Raw genomic sequence first — 18533 nt, 5'->3', positions numbered from 1 at the left:
TAGTTTACTAGTAGTTATTTGTTAGTTAGTTTAATTAAGAGAGATTGAATGTTCCCCTCTGACCCAATTTACTTGTGGCAAATATGTGAACAAAATTCTTAAAAAAAAAATGATTTACTATTGAATTTTTAGAATTTTTTCCTCATGTTTAAGCTCATGCCGAAACTACGAAAAAAAAATTAATAATCCCTATGAAAATCGACGAAATACAAATAAGAGTGAGATATGGTGAAACTGACCAAATGGGAGTCGTTTATCATGGTAATTACGCATTATACCTTGAAATGGGAAGAGTTGAGTGGTTACGAAAATTAGGAGTTTCTTATAAAATGATGGAAGAAAGTGGGATCATGTTACCAGTTGTTTCTTTGAACATAAACTATAAGAAATCAGCGAGTTATGACGATGTAATTAATGTAAAAACTCAACTAAAGAAAACTCCTACGATTAAGATCGAATTTGATTATGAAATCACTAATAAAAAGGGTGAAATTTTAACAACTGCTAGCACGGTTTTGGTGTTTATAGATATGAAAACTAATAAGCCTACAAAAGCACCACAATATCTTTTGGATCTTTTAGTAGGCTAATTTTTTTTAATACTTATTTCGAATAAGCGATTAAAAGTTTCAAAAATAGATTGTGCGTCCTTTTTTCTGACCGAAATCGTAATCTTACAATCCATTTCTAAAATTTGGTTGCTAATATTTAAGTTTTTCTCTTTAATAATTCGCATCACTTTATTCATGTTTTTATAATCGAATGAAATAAGGTAATTTATATTAATAGTCTTTTCTAATATATTGGAATGTTCTAATGTTATCTGAGCTGTTGTTTTATAGGCGTTAATTAAACCACCTACACCTAGTTTAACACCACCGAAATATCTTACTACAACCACCAAAATATTAGTCACATCAAAAGATTGGATTTGCCCATAAATTGGCATACCGGCGGAATTATTAGGCTCTCCATCATCATTGGCGCGATACGAGAACCTCTCTGTTCCTAATTGATAAGCATAGCACCAATGTCTTGCGGCATGATGTGTCTTTTTTAATGTTTCAATGTGGGCTTTTACATCACTTTCTGTTAAAACAGGAAACGCATAACCGTAAAACTTACTGTTTCTGTCTTTATAAAGTTGTTCTTCCGAAGCTTTGAGAATTGTTCTATAAGTATCTTTTGGCGAATTCATTTTTACAATAATAAGGTATAATTTTTATGTTCATGTGAAACTTTATACATAAAATTCAAAATCATTTAAATAGTGTTTGTGCGAGTTTTATTTTAACAAGAGAAAGTGGGTTTTGTTGTTTTTATAGTTTTCAGATTGAAAATGAACAGAATATGTATTAAAAAGAAATATCTGTACCCGATAAGATAGCAATTTTAGTATCAAATTTGTAAGACATTTAATCCAAGCTCTAACAAAATATAATTATGATGTTAAAACTACCATACCGAAAAATACTTTTTTTACTGCTTATTTTAGGTTGTCACATTGTAAGTGCACAAAATAAAATAAACCATGATAATAATAATTCTCAATACGAGACTTTAATTATTGAAGAGCTTCCTAAGAATTTACCTTCTAGGTTTTCAATACCAATCATTTATTTGGACGAGGTAATGACTCTTGAACTTGAGAAGAGTTTGGTGTATGGCAGAAATACTAGGTTTTTAATAGATGATGGTACTGGTAAGTTGGTAGAAACTGAAAAACCAAAAGAATGTGCATATACAGGAAACCTTAAAGAATATCCAGATATTTATGTGAATGCCGTAATATCTGAAAAAGGATTAATAGCAACTATAGTTAAATCTAAAAGCGAAACGATAGAAATAAGACCTTCATCAGAAAACAAAAGGACTCATGATATTTTTGTTGTTAAAAAAGAAAATTTGCATTTAGGTAAAGGGTGTATGTTGGATATTAATAATGGGGATAGTACGCATTCAATCTCGGAGAATGAAAATTCAAGTCAAAAAACAAAATTACCTGCCAATTTTTCTAAAGGTACAGACAAACCATTATTGTTAAAAGAAACTGGTCTTCTTGCAGCAAGTTTGCCTCCAACTACAGTAATGGATGTGCTTGAATATGAAATTGGTGTAGAAATTGGCTCTAGGTCTTTTTTCTCAAGCACTGCTTATAATGGGAATTTGTCCAAGGCACAAGCTTCTGCACAATCTATAATTGGAAATCTTAATAGACGTTTTCTTCATGGTTCTGGTGTAAAGTTTACACTTGGTACTGTTATAATTAGAACAGATGCTAGTACAGATCCATTAAGGGATTTAGTGACAGGTACAGGGACATCTTCAACTGCTAGTTCTAGTCTTGCAGCATTTAAAGATTATTGGAATAATAACCCAAGTGAGGTGGGGACCACGCACGATTTGGCTGTTTATCATGTAGCGGCAGCGCCTTCGGGTTTGGCATATGTTAATAAAGTAGCTACCTCTTTTAAATATGCAACTATGGGTGGAAATGGCCCAACTAGTTGGGCAGATGGTACGGCTACGCACGAAGTTGGTCATGTTTGGAATTTAAGACATACTAACAGCTCCGGGATATTTTATGAGAATAGACCGAGAGACAATGCAGGGTCTACTACTGCAGGGGGAAGAGATTATGGTATTAGTGTTATGCATGGGTCAGGAAATAACAATGTAGGTAGATTTTCTACAACTGAAGCTCAAATTGTAAGGCAGGTACTTAATCAAAAACGCTCGGCAGGAATTCCAACATCAACACCTGGTGAGGTAAAGCCTTTTGGTGTTTATGATGAATATGAAATGCAATTTGATGCTCCAATTACTATTGATGTAATTTCAAATGATTATGATGTTAATAACGATGTGTTAGATGTTAGGATTTTGGATCAGGTAAGTAATCTGGGTGGAACAATTAGCCTTTCTGCAGGTACAGGTCCTGGAGGAAGAAATGAGCTTATATATACGCAACCAGCATCTGGCCTTAATGGAAGGGATTTTTTCCATTACACTGTTTTTGATACAACTGGACGCACAGATTTTGGTGCTGTTTATATTGATAAAGTGACCTCTCATTTTAATGAGAATAGTAATGAATTTAGTTTCGATTTGGGAACTCGAACATCCTCACTATGGTCTTATCATGATAGGGTACACGGGAATACATCTAATAGTTTGTACGGATGGACAGACACGACTCATATTGATGATAGGGACCGTGGTAGTGCACCTGGTACTAACGATCTTAATAGAGACTTATGTCAATCTACACAGCCAGGAACTTTTGAAACAAAATTACGTAATGGCAAGTGGAAGGTGCTTATTTCATTTGGTGATCGTCTTTATGCACACGATAATATATTTGTTAAAGCAGAAGGTGTCGATCGGTTAGAAAATGTAAATATTACTCCTGGTGTATATTTTAACGAAATATTTGAAGTAGATGTAACTGATGGGAAACTTTCATTAGAGTTTTCAGATCGAGGAGGAAGTGATCCTAATTGGGCAGTTACTAGAATAGTTTTAACCTATTTAGAAGCTTTAAGTGTAGGTGATAATAATCTTGACAATGTTTTTTCTATATACCCTAATCCTGCAAATTCTATTTTAAATATCAAAATAAAAGATAATACAGGTGGGAGTATATCTATAGTAGATGTTTTAGGAAACATGGTATATGAAAAAGAAGAACTCGAAGTCGTTGGGGGAAAAACAGCTATTGATATCGATAATTGGTCTAAAGGGATCTATTTTGTAATATTTAAAAGAGATAACAATAAAACGATTAAGAAAGTTATTGTTGATTAATTAATCCGCATGGAAAAAGATGCACTTTAACGACGGCTTAAGGTGCATCAAAACACGTTTTTTTTACAGTGAATAGATCTATGATGTCATCGGTTTTATGATTGATATTCCAAACATTAAGATCTAATTCTTTTGCCGTGTTAATATTATCAATATTATCATCAATAAAAAGGCATTCTTCTGCATTTAGTTTATTTTCTTTTAGCACAAACTCAAAAATGTCTTGATTGGGTTTCCTTAAACCAATTTCGTGTGATAAATAGAAAACATCAAAATAACTTTTAAATGTTTCGTAAAAAGGAATGTGTTTTTCAATCCAATTTATATGAAGTTCGTTAGTATTGCTTAATAAAATAAGATTGTATTTTGAATCAGATTTAAGTTGCTTTAAAAAATCTAAACGGTGTACAGGGAAATCTTTCAACATAAAATTCCAAATGTCAATTAACGCTTTGGTTGAAAGTTTCGGAAAATTTTCTGTGTAAAATTTAAGAAACTCATCAGTTGAAATAAGGCCTTGTTCATAAAAACTATTAAAAGCCATCATTTCTTCTGAAAAAGCTTCAATTTCATAAGCTTTGAGCGCATGTTGCATATGACCTTCTAGGTCTAAGTTGATAAATACATTTCCGAAATCGAAAATAATAGTTTTAATCATTGTTGTAAACTTTAAGAATGTCGGACATAATTTTTTCTTCCGAAATAAGTTTGCCTGAAAATATTGGTGCTTTTACTCCTTTTTTGAATTCTGTGTCTCCTGTGAAAACCCTAGCTTCATCCCATATACCTTCATCTATAAAAGTCTGTAGTGTTTTTTGTCCGCCTTCAATAATTACAGAAGTAATATCATTATGATGTAAAATGTCACAAATCTGTTGAGCTATATTTTTACTAAAATCGATATTGTTTATTGTAATCGTTTTGGCGTCATTATTAAAAACCGAAAACTCTTTGGATAGTTTTAAGTCTTTATCTAAAACAATCCTAATTGGATGGTTGCCTTTCCAGTCTCTGGTAGTTAAACTTGGGTTGTCTTGCAAAACAGTATTTGTGCCCACTAAGATAGCTTGTTCTTCAGCGCGCCATTTATGGACTAATTGTCTTGAATACTTATTAGTGATCCAAACAGGTTTTTGTTCTTCTCTGTTTTTTGGAGCAATAAAGCCATCCTTGGTTTCTGCCCATTTTAAAATAATATATGGGCGCTTTTTATTATGAAATGTAAAAAAACGGTTATGGTGTTCTTTACAGGCTGTTTCTAAAACTCCAACAGTAACATTACAATGAGCTTCTATGAGTTTTTTAATTCCTTTACCAGCAACTTTTGTGTTATCATCTATGCATCCAATAACCACATTTGGAATTTTATGCTTAATAATAAGATCACTACAAGGTGGTGTTTTTCCGTAATGAGAGCAAGGTTCTAGCGTTACATATATAGTAGCATTTTTTAATAAAGCTTTATCTGTAACAGAATTTATAGCATTAACTTCGGCATGATTACCGCCATAGGGACTTGTATAGCCTTCTCCTATAATTTGGTTGTCATAAACAATAACAGAGCCAACCATAGGATTTGGCCTGGTATAGCCTAAACCGTTTTTAGCAATTTCTATACAGCGTTTTATGTATGTTTCGTTATTAGTCAACTATTTATAGTTTAATCTTCACGTTTTCAGTTTTATCAATATTGTAAGTAAACGAAACTCCTAAAGCTTTGTATACGATATCGCCTTTATATTGTACTTTAATTTTTTGATTAAAAAGGCTGCCAAGTAATCCACCAAGATTTTTATTGCTAAAAATACTATCAGTTGGAATGTTTGCTTTCAAGGGAATTGAAAATTCTTTTTTGGCAGGTACTTTAAAGCTATTAGTAGATACTGTTGCCATTTCATTATCATTAATAAAAACCTTTATTTCGTCAGTTTTTAATTCACCGCCAATATCATTGGGGTTTATAAAAAAAGCATCAGCTGTAAAAGTTATGTGTTTTGAAGTCGATTCTTGAACTTTAATGTTTTCAACATACAAAAACTCTGGTTTTTTGTTAACCGAACAACTTATAAAAGCAAATAATGTTGTTGATAAAATAATGATATTCCTCATCCTATTTTTTTTAGATTTAAGTATCTTCACTTGGATAAAATTATACTTTAAAAGTGAGTAAAGATACTATAGTTATTCGAGAAATTAAGCCTGAAGACAATCAACAGATAGAACAAATTATAAGAAATTGTTTTCACGAGTTTAAAATCCCTTTAGAAGGTACGGCGTATACAGATGAAGAAACTCCGAGAATGTTTGAGTCTTATCAAAATAGTAATGATGTATATTACATAATTGATAATAATGGCGAGGTTTTAGGAGGAGGAGGTATTAAGCCTCTAAAAGATTTTGAAGCTGATGTTTGCGAAATTCAAAAGATGTATTTTTCTCCAAAAGTAAGAGGTAAAGGTTATGGCAAATTAATGTTTGAAAAATGTTTACAATCAGCCAAGGAATTAGGATATAAACAATGTTATATAGAATCTGCACCCCAACTTAAAGCGGCTATTCATATTTATGAAAGCTATGGTTTTAAACATTTGAAAAGCGGTTTAGGTAATACGGGACACTATTCTTGTGGTGTTTGGATGATAAAGGACTTATGAGGCTAAAAAAAATTCAGGACATATTTCATAAAGAATTAGGCGCTATTTATGGTAAAGAAGAGATAGACAGTTTCTTTTTTATATTAATAGAAGCCTATTATTCAGTTACTAGAATGCAATTAGCTTTAGAGCCTGATTATAAAGTTGATGATAACGAGATTATTCTAAACGCTTTACAGTTATTAAAAAAAGAAGAGCCTATACAATATATAGTAGGAGATACAGAATTTTATGGGCTCCCTTTTAAGGTTAACGATAGTGTATTAATTCCAAGACCGGAAACAGAAGAACTTGTAGACTGGGTTTTAAAAGAAGCAGAAAGCAAACAAGAAACGGCAACTAACTATACAATATTAGATATTGGAACTGGGAGCGGCTGTATTGCTGTTTCTTTGGCTAAAAGTTTACCAAATGTGGAGGTTTATGGGTTAGATGTTAGTCATGAGGCGCTTAAAGTAGCAAAACAAAATGCTGACTTAAACCATGTTGCAATTGAGTTTATAGAAGCAAATATTTTAGATACTGAGACTTTTAACGCTGAATTTAAAAATTTAAAATTTGATGCTATCGTGTCTAACCCACCGTATGTGCGAGAGCGAGAAAAGGCATTTATGAAACCCAATGTCGTAAATAATGAACCGCATTTAGCATTATTCGTAAAAGATGAAAACCCTTTGCAATTTTATGAAGCCATTACTCGATTTGCTTTGAGTCATTTAAAAAATGAAGGGTTATTGTTTTTTGAAATTAACGAGTATTTAGGTAATGATATGATACGATTACTTAAAAAGAACAACTTCAATAATATAAGGCTAAAACAAGATATCTTTAAAAAAGATAGAATGATTAAAGCTGTATTTATGGGCTAATAAAACTATTCAGCGTTTTTGTGTTTAAATCATTAATAGATTAGGATGCTATTGCTGCATTATTAGCAAAAATTTAAAAAACTAAAAAAAGCTATTTTAATTGGTAATATTTAGAGTACTTGTACCTAGAGTGTTGAATAAAAAACTGATAAAAAATAACTTTAGTAATAATTTCTTGGAACTCATTTTAGTATATTAGGAGCTTTAAAAAATAATCTATTACTTTTTAATGGGAACTAAGGAATTAATTGAAACTTTAAGAACGGAACTTAGAGAACATAACTACAATTACTATGTACTTGACAACGCAACGATTTCTGATTTTGAATTCGATAAAAAACTTAAAGAACTCCAGGAATTGGAGGCTAAACACCCTGAGTTTTTTGATACTAATTCTCCTACCTTAAGGGTTGGTGGAGAGGTAACTAAGAATTTTGAAACTGTTGTACATGAACATCGTATGTATTCTTTAGACAATTCTTATTCTAAAGAAGATTTGCAGGATTGGGAAACCCGTATTAAAAAATTAATAGATGGTGAGATTCAATATACATGTGAATTAAAATATGACGGAGCGTCTATTAGTTTAACTTATGAAAATGGTAATCTGGCTAAGGCAATAACAAGAGGAGATGGCGTTCAAGGTGATAATGTAACTGCTAATATAAAAACCATTAAATCAATACCGTTGCAGCTTAAAGGAACTGACTATCCCGCAAAATTTGACATAAGAGGCGAAATTGTATTACCTTTTGATGGTTTCAATAAAATGAATGAGGCGCGTATTGAAATAGGAGAAGAGCCTTATAGAAACCCTAGAAACACAGCTTCCGGTAGTTTAAAACTTCAGGATAGTACAGAAGTCGCTAAACGTCCTTTAGAATGCTTCCTTTATAATATAACGGGGTCCAATTTGAATATTAAAACACAATTTGAAAGTTTAGAAAAAGCAAGAGCTTGGGGCTTTAAAGTACCAAGTGCGGCAAAACTTGTTAATTCTATTGACGAAGCTTTGGAGTTTGTCGATTATTGGAATGTAAATCGTCATGATTTGCCCTATGAGACAGATGGTGTTGTTATAAAAGTAAATGGTTTGCAGCAGCAAGAAGAATTAGGCTATACAGCAAAAGCTCCAAGGTGGGCGATGGCTTATAAATTTAAAGCAGAGCAAGTTTCAACAAGATTAAATAGTATTACCTATCAAGTAGGACGTACAGGGGCAATTACGCCAGTTGCTAATTTAGAACCTGTAGAATTAGCAGGAACCACTGTAAAACGGGCATCGTTGCATAATGCGGACCAAATTGAAAAATTAGATATCCGAGTAGGGGATGAAGTTTATGTTGAAAAAGGAGGAGAGATTATCCCAAAAATCCTTGGGGTAGATTTAGCTAAGAGAATTCATGCTTCCCAACCAACAGTATATATTACGCATTGTCCGGAATGTGAAACTGAACTTGTGAGACAGGATGGTGAGGCTCAGCACTATTGCCCTAACTATAACGGCTGTAAACCACAGATTATTGGGCGAATTCAACACTTTATATCGAGGAAAGCTATGGATATTGAAGGACTGGGAGGAGAGACTGTTGCTCTTTTGGTAAATGAAGGTTTGATCTCTGATTATTCAGATTTGTATGAATTAACCAAAGAAGAAGTTATCCCTTTAGAACGTATGGCAGAAAAAAGTGCAGATAATTTGATTCAAGGGATAGCACTTTCTAAAAATATTCCTTTTGAACGTGTTCTGTTTGCTTTAGGGATTCGATATGTAGGAGAAACGGTTGCTAAAAAATTGGCTAAACATTATAAAAGTATTGAAGCGATAGCTAATGCTACAGAAGAGGATTTGGTTAATGTCGATGAAATAGGAGTTAAGATTGCAGAAAGTGTAAGTGTATTTTTTAAATCGGAAGTAAACTTGCATATAATTGATAGGTTAAAGCAGTTTGGAGTTCAATTAGAATTATCTGAAGAACAATTAATTGGGCAAACAAGTATATTGGCTGGAGATGTCATTGTTGTTTCTGGTGTTTTTGAAAATGTCTCGCGAAATGAGCTTAAAAAACTCATCGAAGATAACGGAGGCAAGTTAAGTAGTTCTATTTCTTCTAAAACAAGTTATATCGTAGCAGGGAGTAATATGGGGCCTAGCAAAAAGGAAAAAGCAGACAAGCTTGGTGTACCATTAATTAGCGAGAATGAATTCTTACAAAAAATACAGTAATCCATATAAAAAATCGACGAAATACATTTTTTAATCGATAAAAAGCATATTTTTACTGTTTAATTGTAAAATTTGTCTATATTTGCTGATGAATCAAAAATCGCTATTATGTACAAGTCGAAAGTCTTGGTAGGATGTGTTTTGTTAGTATATGTGTTATTCGCTATTAATGAATTTAATGGAAATGATACACTTTCTTTTAATTTGGATTGTTTAATAACTCCATTAATAGCGCTAATATATGTGATTTTTGTAAGAAGGAAAAATATATTCTTTTTGTTATTTATATTATGCTATTCCATATCAGATTTAATGGGAATAGTAATATTTTATATATCAGATGGTAAAGAGGGTAATTTGAAAGACTTCGATTATTTTGTAGGAAATGTATTATTTATATTTGCGTATGTGTTTTTGATCATAAAAATTAGTAAATCACTAAATTTATTTTATGTGCTTAAAAATTTTAAAATTCATTTAATTGTTTTAACAGTTTTAAATATATATTTAGTATATGTTTTACAAGTCATATTGAGCATTAATATTGGAGACGGCTATTATCTAGAGATGGCATATAATATTGTTATGCTCATATTATTGTCAGTAGCATTATTGAACTATTTTTACAGGGATAATAAGAAGTCTTTATATTTATTTATAGGGGCATTATGTATTGTCTTTTCAGAAGTCATGCAGGTGGCATATTTTTATATTGCACAAAGAAGCCTGCTTAACTTTATTTCTACTACGCTTACACTAGTTGCTTTTTACTTTTTCTATCAACAAGCAAAACTATTAAATGTTTTGAATGAAGAAGAGAAATATATAGTAATGGAATAAAAAACTATCCAGCCTTATTTATAAACGGAATATCGTTTTTATATACGTAAAGAATTACTGCTGAAAGAACAAACGTAACAATAGCAGTAATGAATAAAACACCACCATCATTATTTACTTCAATTCCAAGCTGAGTTAAATGCATGAATATAGCGCCGCCTATCACACCTAAAGTAAGTGTCGCACCTGCCCATATGGTCTTAGGGATAAGTAGAAGTATACCTGCAATAAGTTCTAAAATCCCAATGCCAATTCTACCATAAGGTTCTAGGCCAACGCGATTGAAAATATAGACACTATCCGGATGTGCAGTAAATTTAAAACGCAATGTTTGTATTAAAATAATGGCAACAATTATTCTTAAGACTAGAGGTAAGTGTTTTTTCATTTTGAGTAACATTTATAATTTTAAAATTTAGACGTTTTATTTACAGATACTTATCATTTTTGAATTCAATTTTAATAGATAAACGGTATATTTTTTAATTAATATCGACAAAAAGTATGTTTTTATCGTTAAAATAAAATTATATTTTTATATTTGGAATAACCTACTAACCTCAGAAACCATGAAAAATAGCCTTAACCTTACTTTCGATAGAACGTTTTTTTGTGCTTTATTAGGATTGATTGCAATAAGTTTTTTTGTAACATTTACTCAAGATTCATTATTGTTAAAATCAACAATGGCTTTATTTATACCAGCATTTTTAATATTTTACCTTTTAAAATATAAAACTCTAGGAGTTATTTTTATTTCTTTTTTATTGTTTACGTTTTTGGGAGATCTTTCATTAACTTTTTTTTCAAATGAAATTTATATTAAAGTGTCCAGTATTCTTTATTTTTTAAGCTATTTGTATTTAATTGCCATAGTTATGCCCAAGTTTAAGCTGTCTAAAATAGACAAATTGATAGGGCTTTACTTATTAGGCGTTTTTGTAATAAATGTATTCTTCCTATACACCTTGTATAGTGTGCTAAAAGTTATTATTCCAGATCAAACAGAAGTCCTTTTATTTGGTTTAAAAAGTTTAGCTTTAATTATATTAGCCTTTATCTCTTTTGGAGTGTATTTAAATACACAAACAAAACAATCTATATTATTTTTAGTGGCTGCAATTTTTATAGGGTTTTCAACTATTTTAAATTATGTTAACCTTTATTACTTGTATCATTGGAGTTTTGAATTGCTTTATAGAGGCCTTTATGCTGTAGGACTTTATTTTATTTTTAAATACATGATTGTCGATAATAGGTATAAAGCGACTATTTATAAGCTAAGGGAAAGATATTCTTCAGATAATATTTTAGCTTAAATTAAACTAACGTGAATCTTGTTTAAGAGTTCAAGATGTCACTTCGAGTGTCCCGAACTCGCTTCGGGATGTATCGAGAAGCTTATTTTGTCGAAAATTTATTTGTTTTCGATACGATTTTTTGCAAAAATCACTCTAACTGACATAAATTTTCTTAAACAAGATTCACGTTAAACTATTATGGAAGTTCCGTTTGCTGAAATATTTTTGCTAGAATCAAAATGAAAATCAATTTTACCAAGATTAATACCGTAACACCCAACTTGGTTTACAAGCATATTTTTTTCTTCAATATTTTTAACAATAGTCGGTTTTGATAAAAAAGTGTGTGTATGTCCGCCAATAATTAAATGGATGTCTTTAGTAGCTGCAGCTAATTTCAAATCACTTATTTTATTTGGGTCTTTTTTATAATTATATCCTAAATGGGATAAACAGATTACTAAATCACAATGCTCCTCTGTTTTTAAAATTCTGGACATGTCTTGAGCAGTTTCAATAGGGTCTAGGTATTTGGTTTCTTTGAACATGGATGGATCAACCAGTCCGTTTAGTTCTATTCCAAGTCCAAAAACACCTATTTTTATGTTATCCTTTTGGAATACTTTATATGGTTTAGTATGCGTGTCCATTATAGTATTAGAAAAGTCATAATTAGCTGAAACAAATTGAAATTGTGCATGCTCTAGCTGGGCATATAAACCATCAATACCATTATCGAAATCATGATTGCCTATAGTGGCAGCATCGTATTTTAGTTTACTCATTAATTTAAATTCTAATTCACCACCATAATAATTAAAATAAGGTGTGCCTTGAAAAATATCGCCCGCATCCAATAATAATGTATTCGGATTTTCTTTTCTAATAGATTCAATTAAACTAGCTCTTCTCGCAACTCCTCCTTTGTTGGCATTTCTACCATCTTCAGGTCCAAAAGGATCAATATGACTGTGTACATCGTTAGTATGTAGGATCGTTATTTTTTTAGATTTTGATGCGGTTGTAAAAGATGATAAGCCTAAACTGCCAAGAGTTACTAATGCAGTCCCAGCTGAGGTTTTTTGTATAAAATCTCTACGCTTCATATACTTTTTATTTTATTTGAATGAATCTGTTGTCTATTACTGGCTTAATGGTATCCATCCTTTTAAAATGATCAATTAAAGCATTTCTAACTTTGTAATTTAAGACATACAGGCTATCGTTCGTTTTAAAAAATGTCATATTGTCTCCACCATTGTATAAATAATCATTAGTGGCTACATAATATATTTTATCAGGTTTGATGTTTTTATCTTTTATTTTAACGTTAACTATTTTATCATTTCTGTTTATTGTTAATTTGAGTTTAGATATGGGATGGGGTCTCTTTTTTCTAATCAAATAATTAATCAGGCTGTCTATTTGCTTCTTTTTTAAAGCAACTACAACTATACTGTTTTCAAAAGGCATTAGCTGATAAGCAGTTCTTTTAGTTATATTTCCTTGTGATAAAATAGACCGAATGCCGCCATGATTGAGTAATACCATATCAATGTTTTTCCCGGTTCTTTTTTTAAAAATAGGATTAGCTTCACTATAAACAGCATCAGCCATAAAATTTCCAAGAGCCGTATTAAGTGCTCCATCGTTTTTAGAGTAGGTGTTTGCAGAATAGGCTAAAACACTATCTAAATCCTTTAGAATATTATTTCTATAGGGGGTTATAAAGGCTTCAATTTCAGAATCAGCAATTAGTGTGTCTGTAATTTGAATTTGTTCTCCTTCAATTTTCGCCAATTCAAATTTGGCCTGCTTACAATTAAAAAGACTAAAAAAATATAACAAAAAAATTAAATGTGTTAACCTCATATATAAACAAACATTTTGAGTGTACTTTTGCTACCTTTGCGCAAAAGGATAAAGATAAATGATTTTAAAGGGTTTTAAAGAAAAATCTAATATAAAGCACTTAAACAAATTGTTATCAGAACGACAAGTAATTGTTACAGATAAGAAAATTGAGAGCTTGGGAGTTATTTTAAACATTGATGAAATTGATGACTTTAAACTATTTAGCGTATTTGCCGATTTTTTGAAAATTCGTGATAATAAATTGAAGATCGTAGCTTTTTCTGAAAATGATAAAGATACTTTAACGTCATGGGATGTTTGTTTTAATCCTAAAGATTTTGGCTGGAAGGGCGTCATTAACAATGTAGAATTACAAACATTTTTAGATACTGAATATGATGCATTAGTTAGTTACTATACAAAAGATGTTTTAGAGCTAAAGATGATGACGGCAAAATCTAAAGCACAATTTAAAATAGGCATTGCACAAGAAGATGAGCGTTTAAATGATTTAATTATTAAAACAAAACTGAAAGAATTTGACGTATTTAAAGAAGAAACTATTAAATACCTAACCATATTAAATAAAATTTAAGAATGAATAGTAAGTTTTTAGGAACTGGAGTTGCTTTGGTTACACCTTTTAACTCAGATTTGAGTGTAGACCATAGTGCCTTAGCAAATATTGTTAATTTCAATATCGATAATGGCACCGATTATCTTGTAATTTGTGGTACGACAGGAGAAAGTGTAACACTAAGTAAGCAAGAAAAAAAGGAGGTAATTAAGACTATTTCAGAAACTAATAATAGTCGTTTACCCCTGGTTTTAGGAATTGGAGGAAGTAATACGGCAGCGATCATTGAAGAAATAAAAACAACGGATTTAAGTAATATAGATGCCATTTTATCTGTATCACCATACTATAGTAAGCCAACTCAAGAAGGCATTTATCAACACTTTAAAGCGATCTCAGAGGCTTCGCCAGTAGATATTATTCTGTATAATGTTCCAGGTAGGACATCAAAGAACATGGAAACAGAAACGACAATACGTTTAGCTAATGATTTTAAAAACATTATAGGTGTTAAAGAAGCAGGAAACAATGTTTCTCAATATTTAGAGTTATTAAAGAATAAACCAGAAGATTTCTTAATTATTTCGGGAGATGATGATTTAGCTTTGGGAATTGTTTTGGCAGGTGGAGCTGGTGTGATTTCAGTAATAGGACAAGCATTTCCTAAAGAATTTTCAGAAATGATACGTCTAGGTTTAAAAGATAAAGGAAAAGAAGCTTATAAACTTCATTATAAATTAATGGATGTTATCGGTTATATTTTTGAGGAGAATAATCCAGCAGGGATAAAAGCTGTTTTTGAAGCCTTAAACCTGTGCCAGGATACCGTAAGATTACCAGTGGTTCCAGCATCTAATCAATTAAAAGAAAAGATAAGAACTTTTGTAAATAAGTTTTAGGACTGTTAAATAATACTTAAACCTTATGATTGCTGACTTTTAGCAGTTATTTTAGCTTTGAAATAATATTTTTTAAATCCATATTAATAACTTAATTTTGCATTCTGTTAAAAAATCTATCAAATAAGTCATGATTGAAGTTTCGATATCATTCGAGATATAAATGATGTAAATTAAGATTGATCTTTTAAAACAGAGAAGATAACAAATGAAAAAGCTTTTATACATATTAATAATATTTGCTGTTTTTAACAGTTGTAGTGAATACCAAAAGGCATTAAAAACTGAGAGTATTGCTGACAAGTTTAAAATGGGCGAAGCACTTTATAAAGAAGGTAAGTTTTCAAAAGCGAATAGGCTTTTTGCTCAAATTGTACCAAACTACAGAGGGAAACCACAAGCTGAAAAACTAATGTATTTGTATTCTAATTCATTCTATAATATGAAAGATTACTATGTTGCGGGATATCAGTTTGAGCGTTTTGCATCTAGTTATCCAAAAAGTGAGAAGTTAGAAGAAGCCTCTTTTTTAGGAGCAAAAAGTTATTATATGTTGTCTCCTGTTTATAGTAAGGATCAAAATGAAACAAAAGAAGCCATTGAGAAACTTCAAGAGTTTATAAATTTGTTCCCTGAGTCTGAATTTCTTCCAGAAGCAAATAAATTAGTTAAAGAATTAGATTATAAGCTGGAAAAGAAAGCATATAGTATAGCAAAACAATATAATCGTATATCCGATTATCCGGCATCGATAAGATCTTTTGATAATTTTATTTTTGAGTTTCCCGGATCTACGCTTCGTGAGGAAGCTTTGTTTTATAGACTAGATTCTGCTTTCAAATTGGCAATTAATAGTAGAGAGTATAAAAAGACCATTGACGGGCTAATAGTCCCTTTAAAAAAGAATCGTCTTAATACAGCAAAAGAATATTATACTTCATTTAAAAAACTATATGTTAATTCTAAGCATATAGAAGAGGCCAATGTTATGGCAACGACTTTAGATGAAGAATTAAAAAATTATAGCACTAAAAGTTAAATAACAATGACAATGGATTTAAAAAAAACCAATGCTCCAGTTAATACGGTAACGTACGACAGAAATCAAATTGACGAACCAACAGAGAATATCTACGAGTCAATTTCTATAATAGCAAGACGTGCAGAGCAAATTAACACAGAGATTAAAAAAGAACTTATTGATAAGTTGGAAGAATTTGCAACTTATAACGATAGTCTTGAAGAAATCTTTGAAAATAAAGAGCAAATTGAGGTTTCTAAATTTTACGAAAAATTGCCAAAACCTCATGCATTAGCTGTTCAAGAATGGTTAACAGATAAAGTTTATTTTAGAAATACTGAGGAAGATTCTCAGGAATAATTTTTAAAATGTCAATATTAAGCGGCAAAAATATACTTTTAGGCATTAGTGCTGGTATTGCCGCTTATAAAACTGCTTCACTAGTAAGGTTATTTATTAAAGCAGGTGCTAACGTAAAAGTAGTTATGACACCCGCTTCTAAAGATTTTATAACACCTTTAACCTTATCAACACTTTCAAAACATCCTGTATATTCATCTTTTACAAATGAAGAAGATGATAACGCCATTTGGAATAATCATGTAGACTTAGGTTTATGGGCTGATATTTTTGTAATAGCCCCAGCCACGGCCAATACGCTTTCAAAAATGGCAAATGGCACAAGTGATAATTTTTTGCTAGCAACATACCTGTCGGCAAAATGTACCGTGTATTTTGCTCCAGCAATGGATCTGGACATGTATAAGCATCCCAGTACAATAGCTTCTTTTAATACTTTAAAAGATTATGGGAATATTATGATTCCAGCTACAAGTGGAGAATTAGCAAGTGGTTTAGTTGGAGAGGGTAGAATGGCAGAGCCAGAAGATATCATTACGTTTATTGAAAATGATATTTTAGATAAACTCCCATTAAAAGGAAAAAAAATACTCATAACGGCAGGACCAACCTATGAAGCTATTGACCCAGTTCGTTTTATAGGAAACCATTCTAGCGGGAAAATGGGTTTTGAAATAGCCAAAGCATCAGCAAATTTAGGTGCCGAGGTTATTTTAGTAACAGGTCCCACACATCAAAAAGTGTCACATAGTTTAATACAAACAATTCCAGTTGTTAGTGCACAAGAGATGTATGAATCTGTACATACGTATTTTCAAGATGTAGATATAGCCATACTTTCGGCTGCAGTAGCAGATTTTAAACCAAAAGAAGTGGCTTCTCAAAAAATAAAAAAGAAGTCACCAACGTTAACTTTAGAGTTAGAAAAAACAAAAGATATTTTGGCTTCATTGGGAGCCATTAAGAAAAACCAGTATTTAGTAGGGTTTGCATTGGAAACTAATGATGAGCTTGAGAATGCAAAAGGAAAATTAAAAAGAAAGAATTTAAATTTAATTGTTTTAAATTCGTTAAACGATAAAGGAGCTGGTTTTAAAAGTGATACAAATAAAGTTACTTTGATTGATAATAAAGAAGTTATTACAGAGTTTAAATTAAAATCTAAAGCAGAAGTAGCTAAAGATTTATTAAATAAAATTATAGAACAAATACATGCGTAGTTTTTTAGTTGTTTTAATATTTTGTCTTGGAATTAAAGGATTTTCGCAAGAACTAAATTGTAATGTTGTAGTAAATGCACAACAAACAGGTAACGAGAATTTTCCAATTTTTAAAACGCTGGAAAAGCAACTAAAAGAGTTCATTAATAATACAAAATGGACTAAAAAAACATTTAAAGCACAAGAACGTATAGATTGTAGCATGGTTATAAATGTTAATAGCTATAGTGGCGAATCGTTTCAAGCATCTATCCAAGTACAATCATCCCGCCCGGTTTTTGGGTCCTCTTTTACCACACCTATTTATAATTTCAATGATAAAGACTTTAATTTTAGGTATCTGGAATTTCAAAATCTAATTTTTAACCCCAATCAATTCGAGTCTAATTTAATCTCAGTGTTAGCATATCATGTCTATATGATTTTAGCATTAGATGCAGACTCTTTTTCTAAAAAAGGTGGGGATCCTTATTATACACAAGCACGAGTGATTACAAATTATTCGCAACAGGGTAATTTTAAAGGATGGAAATTAGAAGATGGCTTACAAAGCAGATTCGCTCTTATAGATAATGTGTTATCTCCAACTTTTAAAGAGTATAGAGAAGTGCTATACACTTATCATAGAGACGGTTTGGATATTATGGGAGAGAATGCAAAAGAAGGAAAGGAAAAGATAGCAGCTTCATTACAGTCATTTACAGCTATGAATAGTCGTAGACCAAATTCTTTTATTTTGCGAACTTTTTTTGATGCCAAAGCTGATGAGATTGAACAAATCTTTACTGATGGACCTAATGTAAATATTACCAGTGTTATGGAAACACTTCAAAGAGTAGCACCAATGCATAGTAGTAAGTGGCAAAAGATTAAGTTTTAAGTTATTCCACATTTTAAAAAAGCT

At 31.2% G+C, this 18533-nt stretch carries 20 protein-coding genes; 13 read left to right on the top strand and 7 right to left on the bottom strand.

Annotation, left to right across the window (positions count from 1 at the left end; translation table 11 throughout):
• Positions 1–191 precede the first annotated feature (191 nt).
• Positions 192–590 (top strand): acyl-CoA thioesterase, encoded by a 399-nt coding sequence (locus tag Q4Q34_RS19600; protein ID WP_303318966.1) that lies wholly within the window; start codon positions 192–194, stop codon positions 588–590.
• Here Q4Q34_RS19600 and Q4Q34_RS19595 read toward each other — a convergent pair.
• Complete coding sequence (locus tag Q4Q34_RS19595; protein WP_303318967.1) at positions 587–1198, bottom strand: IMPACT family protein; 612 nt, start codon at positions 1196–1198, stop codon at positions 587–589. The genes Q4Q34_RS19600 and Q4Q34_RS19595 overlap by 4 nt on opposite strands.
• Before the next feature lie 245 nt (positions 1199–1443).
• Between Q4Q34_RS19595 and Q4Q34_RS19590 the strand changes: the two genes are divergently transcribed.
• Positions 1444–3807: a zinc-dependent metalloprotease gene (locus tag Q4Q34_RS19590; protein WP_303318968.1), complete on the top strand. Its 2364-nt coding sequence runs from the start codon at positions 1444–1446 to the stop codon at positions 3805–3807.
• Between the two features lie 37 nt (positions 3808–3844).
• Here Q4Q34_RS19590 and Q4Q34_RS19585 read toward each other — a convergent pair whose 3' ends face one another.
• Genes Q4Q34_RS19585 through Q4Q34_RS19575 form a run of 3 tightly spaced genes read right to left on the bottom strand, consistent with a single transcriptional unit; the run spans position 3845 to position 5916 of the window.
• Positions 3845–4465 (bottom strand): HAD family hydrolase, encoded by a 621-nt coding sequence (locus Q4Q34_RS19585; RefSeq protein ID WP_303318969.1) that lies wholly within the window; start codon positions 4463–4465, stop codon positions 3845–3847.
• On the bottom strand, positions 4458–5456 hold the full coding sequence (gene ribD / locus Q4Q34_RS19580) for a bifunctional diaminohydroxyphosphoribosylaminopyrimidine deaminase/5-amino-6-(5-phosphoribosylamino)uracil reductase RibD (protein WP_303318970.1): 999 nt from the start codon (positions 5454–5456) through the stop codon (positions 4458–4460). Before ribD ends, Q4Q34_RS19585 begins: the two co-directional genes overlap by 8 nt.
• 4 nt (positions 5457–5460) lie before the next feature.
• Positions 5461–5916, bottom strand: a complete 456-nt coding sequence (locus Q4Q34_RS19575; protein WP_303318971.1) for a hypothetical protein — start codon at positions 5914–5916, stop codon at positions 5461–5463.
• Positions 5917–5969: 53 nt separating this feature from the next.
• Here Q4Q34_RS19575 and Q4Q34_RS19570 point away from each other — a divergent pair, with 53 nt between their 5' ends.
• From Q4Q34_RS19570 to Q4Q34_RS19555, 4 genes are all read left to right on the top strand, one after another.
• Positions 5970–6461: a GNAT family N-acetyltransferase gene (locus tag Q4Q34_RS19570; protein ID WP_303318972.1), complete on the top strand. Its 492-nt coding sequence runs from the start codon at positions 5970–5972 to the stop codon at positions 6459–6461.
• Positions 6458–7330 carry a peptide chain release factor N(5)-glutamine methyltransferase gene (gene prmC, locus Q4Q34_RS19565; protein ID WP_303318973.1) on the top strand — a complete coding sequence of 291 codons (873 nt, stop codon included), beginning with the start codon at positions 6458–6460 and terminating at the stop codon, positions 7328–7330. Before Q4Q34_RS19570 ends, prmC begins: the two co-directional genes overlap by 4 nt.
• A gap of 229 nt (positions 7331–7559) precedes the next feature.
• Positions 7560–9557, top strand: coding sequence for an NAD-dependent DNA ligase LigA (gene ligA, locus Q4Q34_RS19560; protein ID WP_303318974.1), 1998 nt, complete (start codon positions 7560–7562; stop codon positions 9555–9557).
• Positions 9558–9665: 108 nt separating this feature from the next.
• Positions 9666–10397: a hypothetical protein gene (locus Q4Q34_RS19555; RefSeq protein ID WP_303318975.1), complete on the top strand. Its 732-nt coding sequence runs from the start codon at positions 9666–9668 to the stop codon at positions 10395–10397.
• A gap of 4 nt (positions 10398–10401) precedes the next feature.
• Here Q4Q34_RS19555 and Q4Q34_RS19550 read toward each other — a convergent pair whose 3' ends face one another.
• Positions 10402–10785, bottom strand: coding sequence for a DoxX family membrane protein (locus Q4Q34_RS19550; RefSeq protein ID WP_303318976.1), 384 nt, complete (start codon positions 10783–10785; stop codon positions 10402–10404).
• A gap of 181 nt (positions 10786–10966) precedes the next feature.
• Between Q4Q34_RS19550 and Q4Q34_RS19545 the strand changes: the two genes are divergently transcribed.
• Entirely contained in the window at positions 10967–11716 is a 750-nt protein-coding gene (locus Q4Q34_RS19545; RefSeq protein WP_303318977.1) for a hypothetical protein, read from the top strand.
• 170 nt (positions 11717–11886) lie between these two features.
• Here the strand turns inward: Q4Q34_RS19545 and Q4Q34_RS19540 are convergent, their stop codons facing one another.
• Positions 11887–12804 (bottom strand): bifunctional metallophosphatase/5'-nucleotidase, encoded by a 918-nt coding sequence (locus tag Q4Q34_RS19540; RefSeq protein WP_303318978.1) that lies wholly within the window; start codon positions 12802–12804, stop codon positions 11887–11889.
• Positions 12805–12811: 7 nt separating this feature from the next.
• Positions 12812–13498, bottom strand: a complete 687-nt coding sequence (locus Q4Q34_RS19535; RefSeq protein WP_330444565.1) for a 5'-nucleotidase — start codon at positions 13496–13498, stop codon at positions 12812–12814.
• A gap of 130 nt (positions 13499–13628) precedes the next feature.
• Here Q4Q34_RS19535 and Q4Q34_RS19530 point away from each other — a divergent pair, with 130 nt between their 5' ends.
• From Q4Q34_RS19530 to porD, 6 genes are all read left to right on the top strand, one after another.
• Entirely contained in the window at positions 13629–14147 is a 519-nt protein-coding gene (locus tag Q4Q34_RS19530; protein WP_303318980.1) for a DUF6913 domain-containing protein, read from the top strand.
• Between the two features lie 2 nt (positions 14148–14149).
• Complete coding sequence (gene dapA / locus Q4Q34_RS19525; RefSeq protein WP_303318981.1) at positions 14150–15028, top strand: 4-hydroxy-tetrahydrodipicolinate synthase; 879 nt, start codon at positions 14150–14152, stop codon at positions 15026–15028.
• Between the two features lie 208 nt (positions 15029–15236).
• Entirely contained in the window at positions 15237–16067 is an 831-nt protein-coding gene (locus Q4Q34_RS19520; RefSeq protein ID WP_303318982.1) for an outer membrane protein assembly factor BamD, read from the top strand.
• A gap of 12 nt (positions 16068–16079) precedes the next feature.
• The gene (locus tag Q4Q34_RS19515) at positions 16080–16409 is read left to right on the top strand and encodes a DNA-directed RNA polymerase subunit omega (protein WP_135877910.1); all 330 of its coding nucleotides are present in this window, start codon (positions 16080–16082) and stop codon (positions 16407–16409) included.
• Positions 16410–16417: 8 nt separating this feature from the next.
• Complete coding sequence (gene coaBC, locus Q4Q34_RS19510; RefSeq protein ID WP_303318983.1) at positions 16418–17629, top strand: bifunctional phosphopantothenoylcysteine decarboxylase/phosphopantothenate--cysteine ligase CoaBC; 1212 nt, start codon at positions 16418–16420, stop codon at positions 17627–17629.
• Positions 17622–18509, top strand: coding sequence for a type IX secretion system protein PorD (gene porD, locus Q4Q34_RS19505; RefSeq protein WP_303318984.1), 888 nt, complete (start codon positions 17622–17624; stop codon positions 18507–18509). The genes coaBC and porD overlap by 8 nt, the downstream gene beginning before the upstream one ends.
• The last annotated feature ends 24 nt before the right edge of the window (positions 18510–18533 follow it).

Origin of the sequence: Flavivirga abyssicola (genome assembly GCF_030540775.2) — a bacterium.
Taxonomy (GTDB): Bacteria; Bacteroidota; Bacteroidia; order Flavobacteriales; family Flavobacteriaceae; genus Flavivirga; species Flavivirga abyssicola.
The sequence above is the reverse complement of the archived record's forward strand: the minus strand, read 5'-3'. Positions and strand labels throughout refer to the sequence as shown.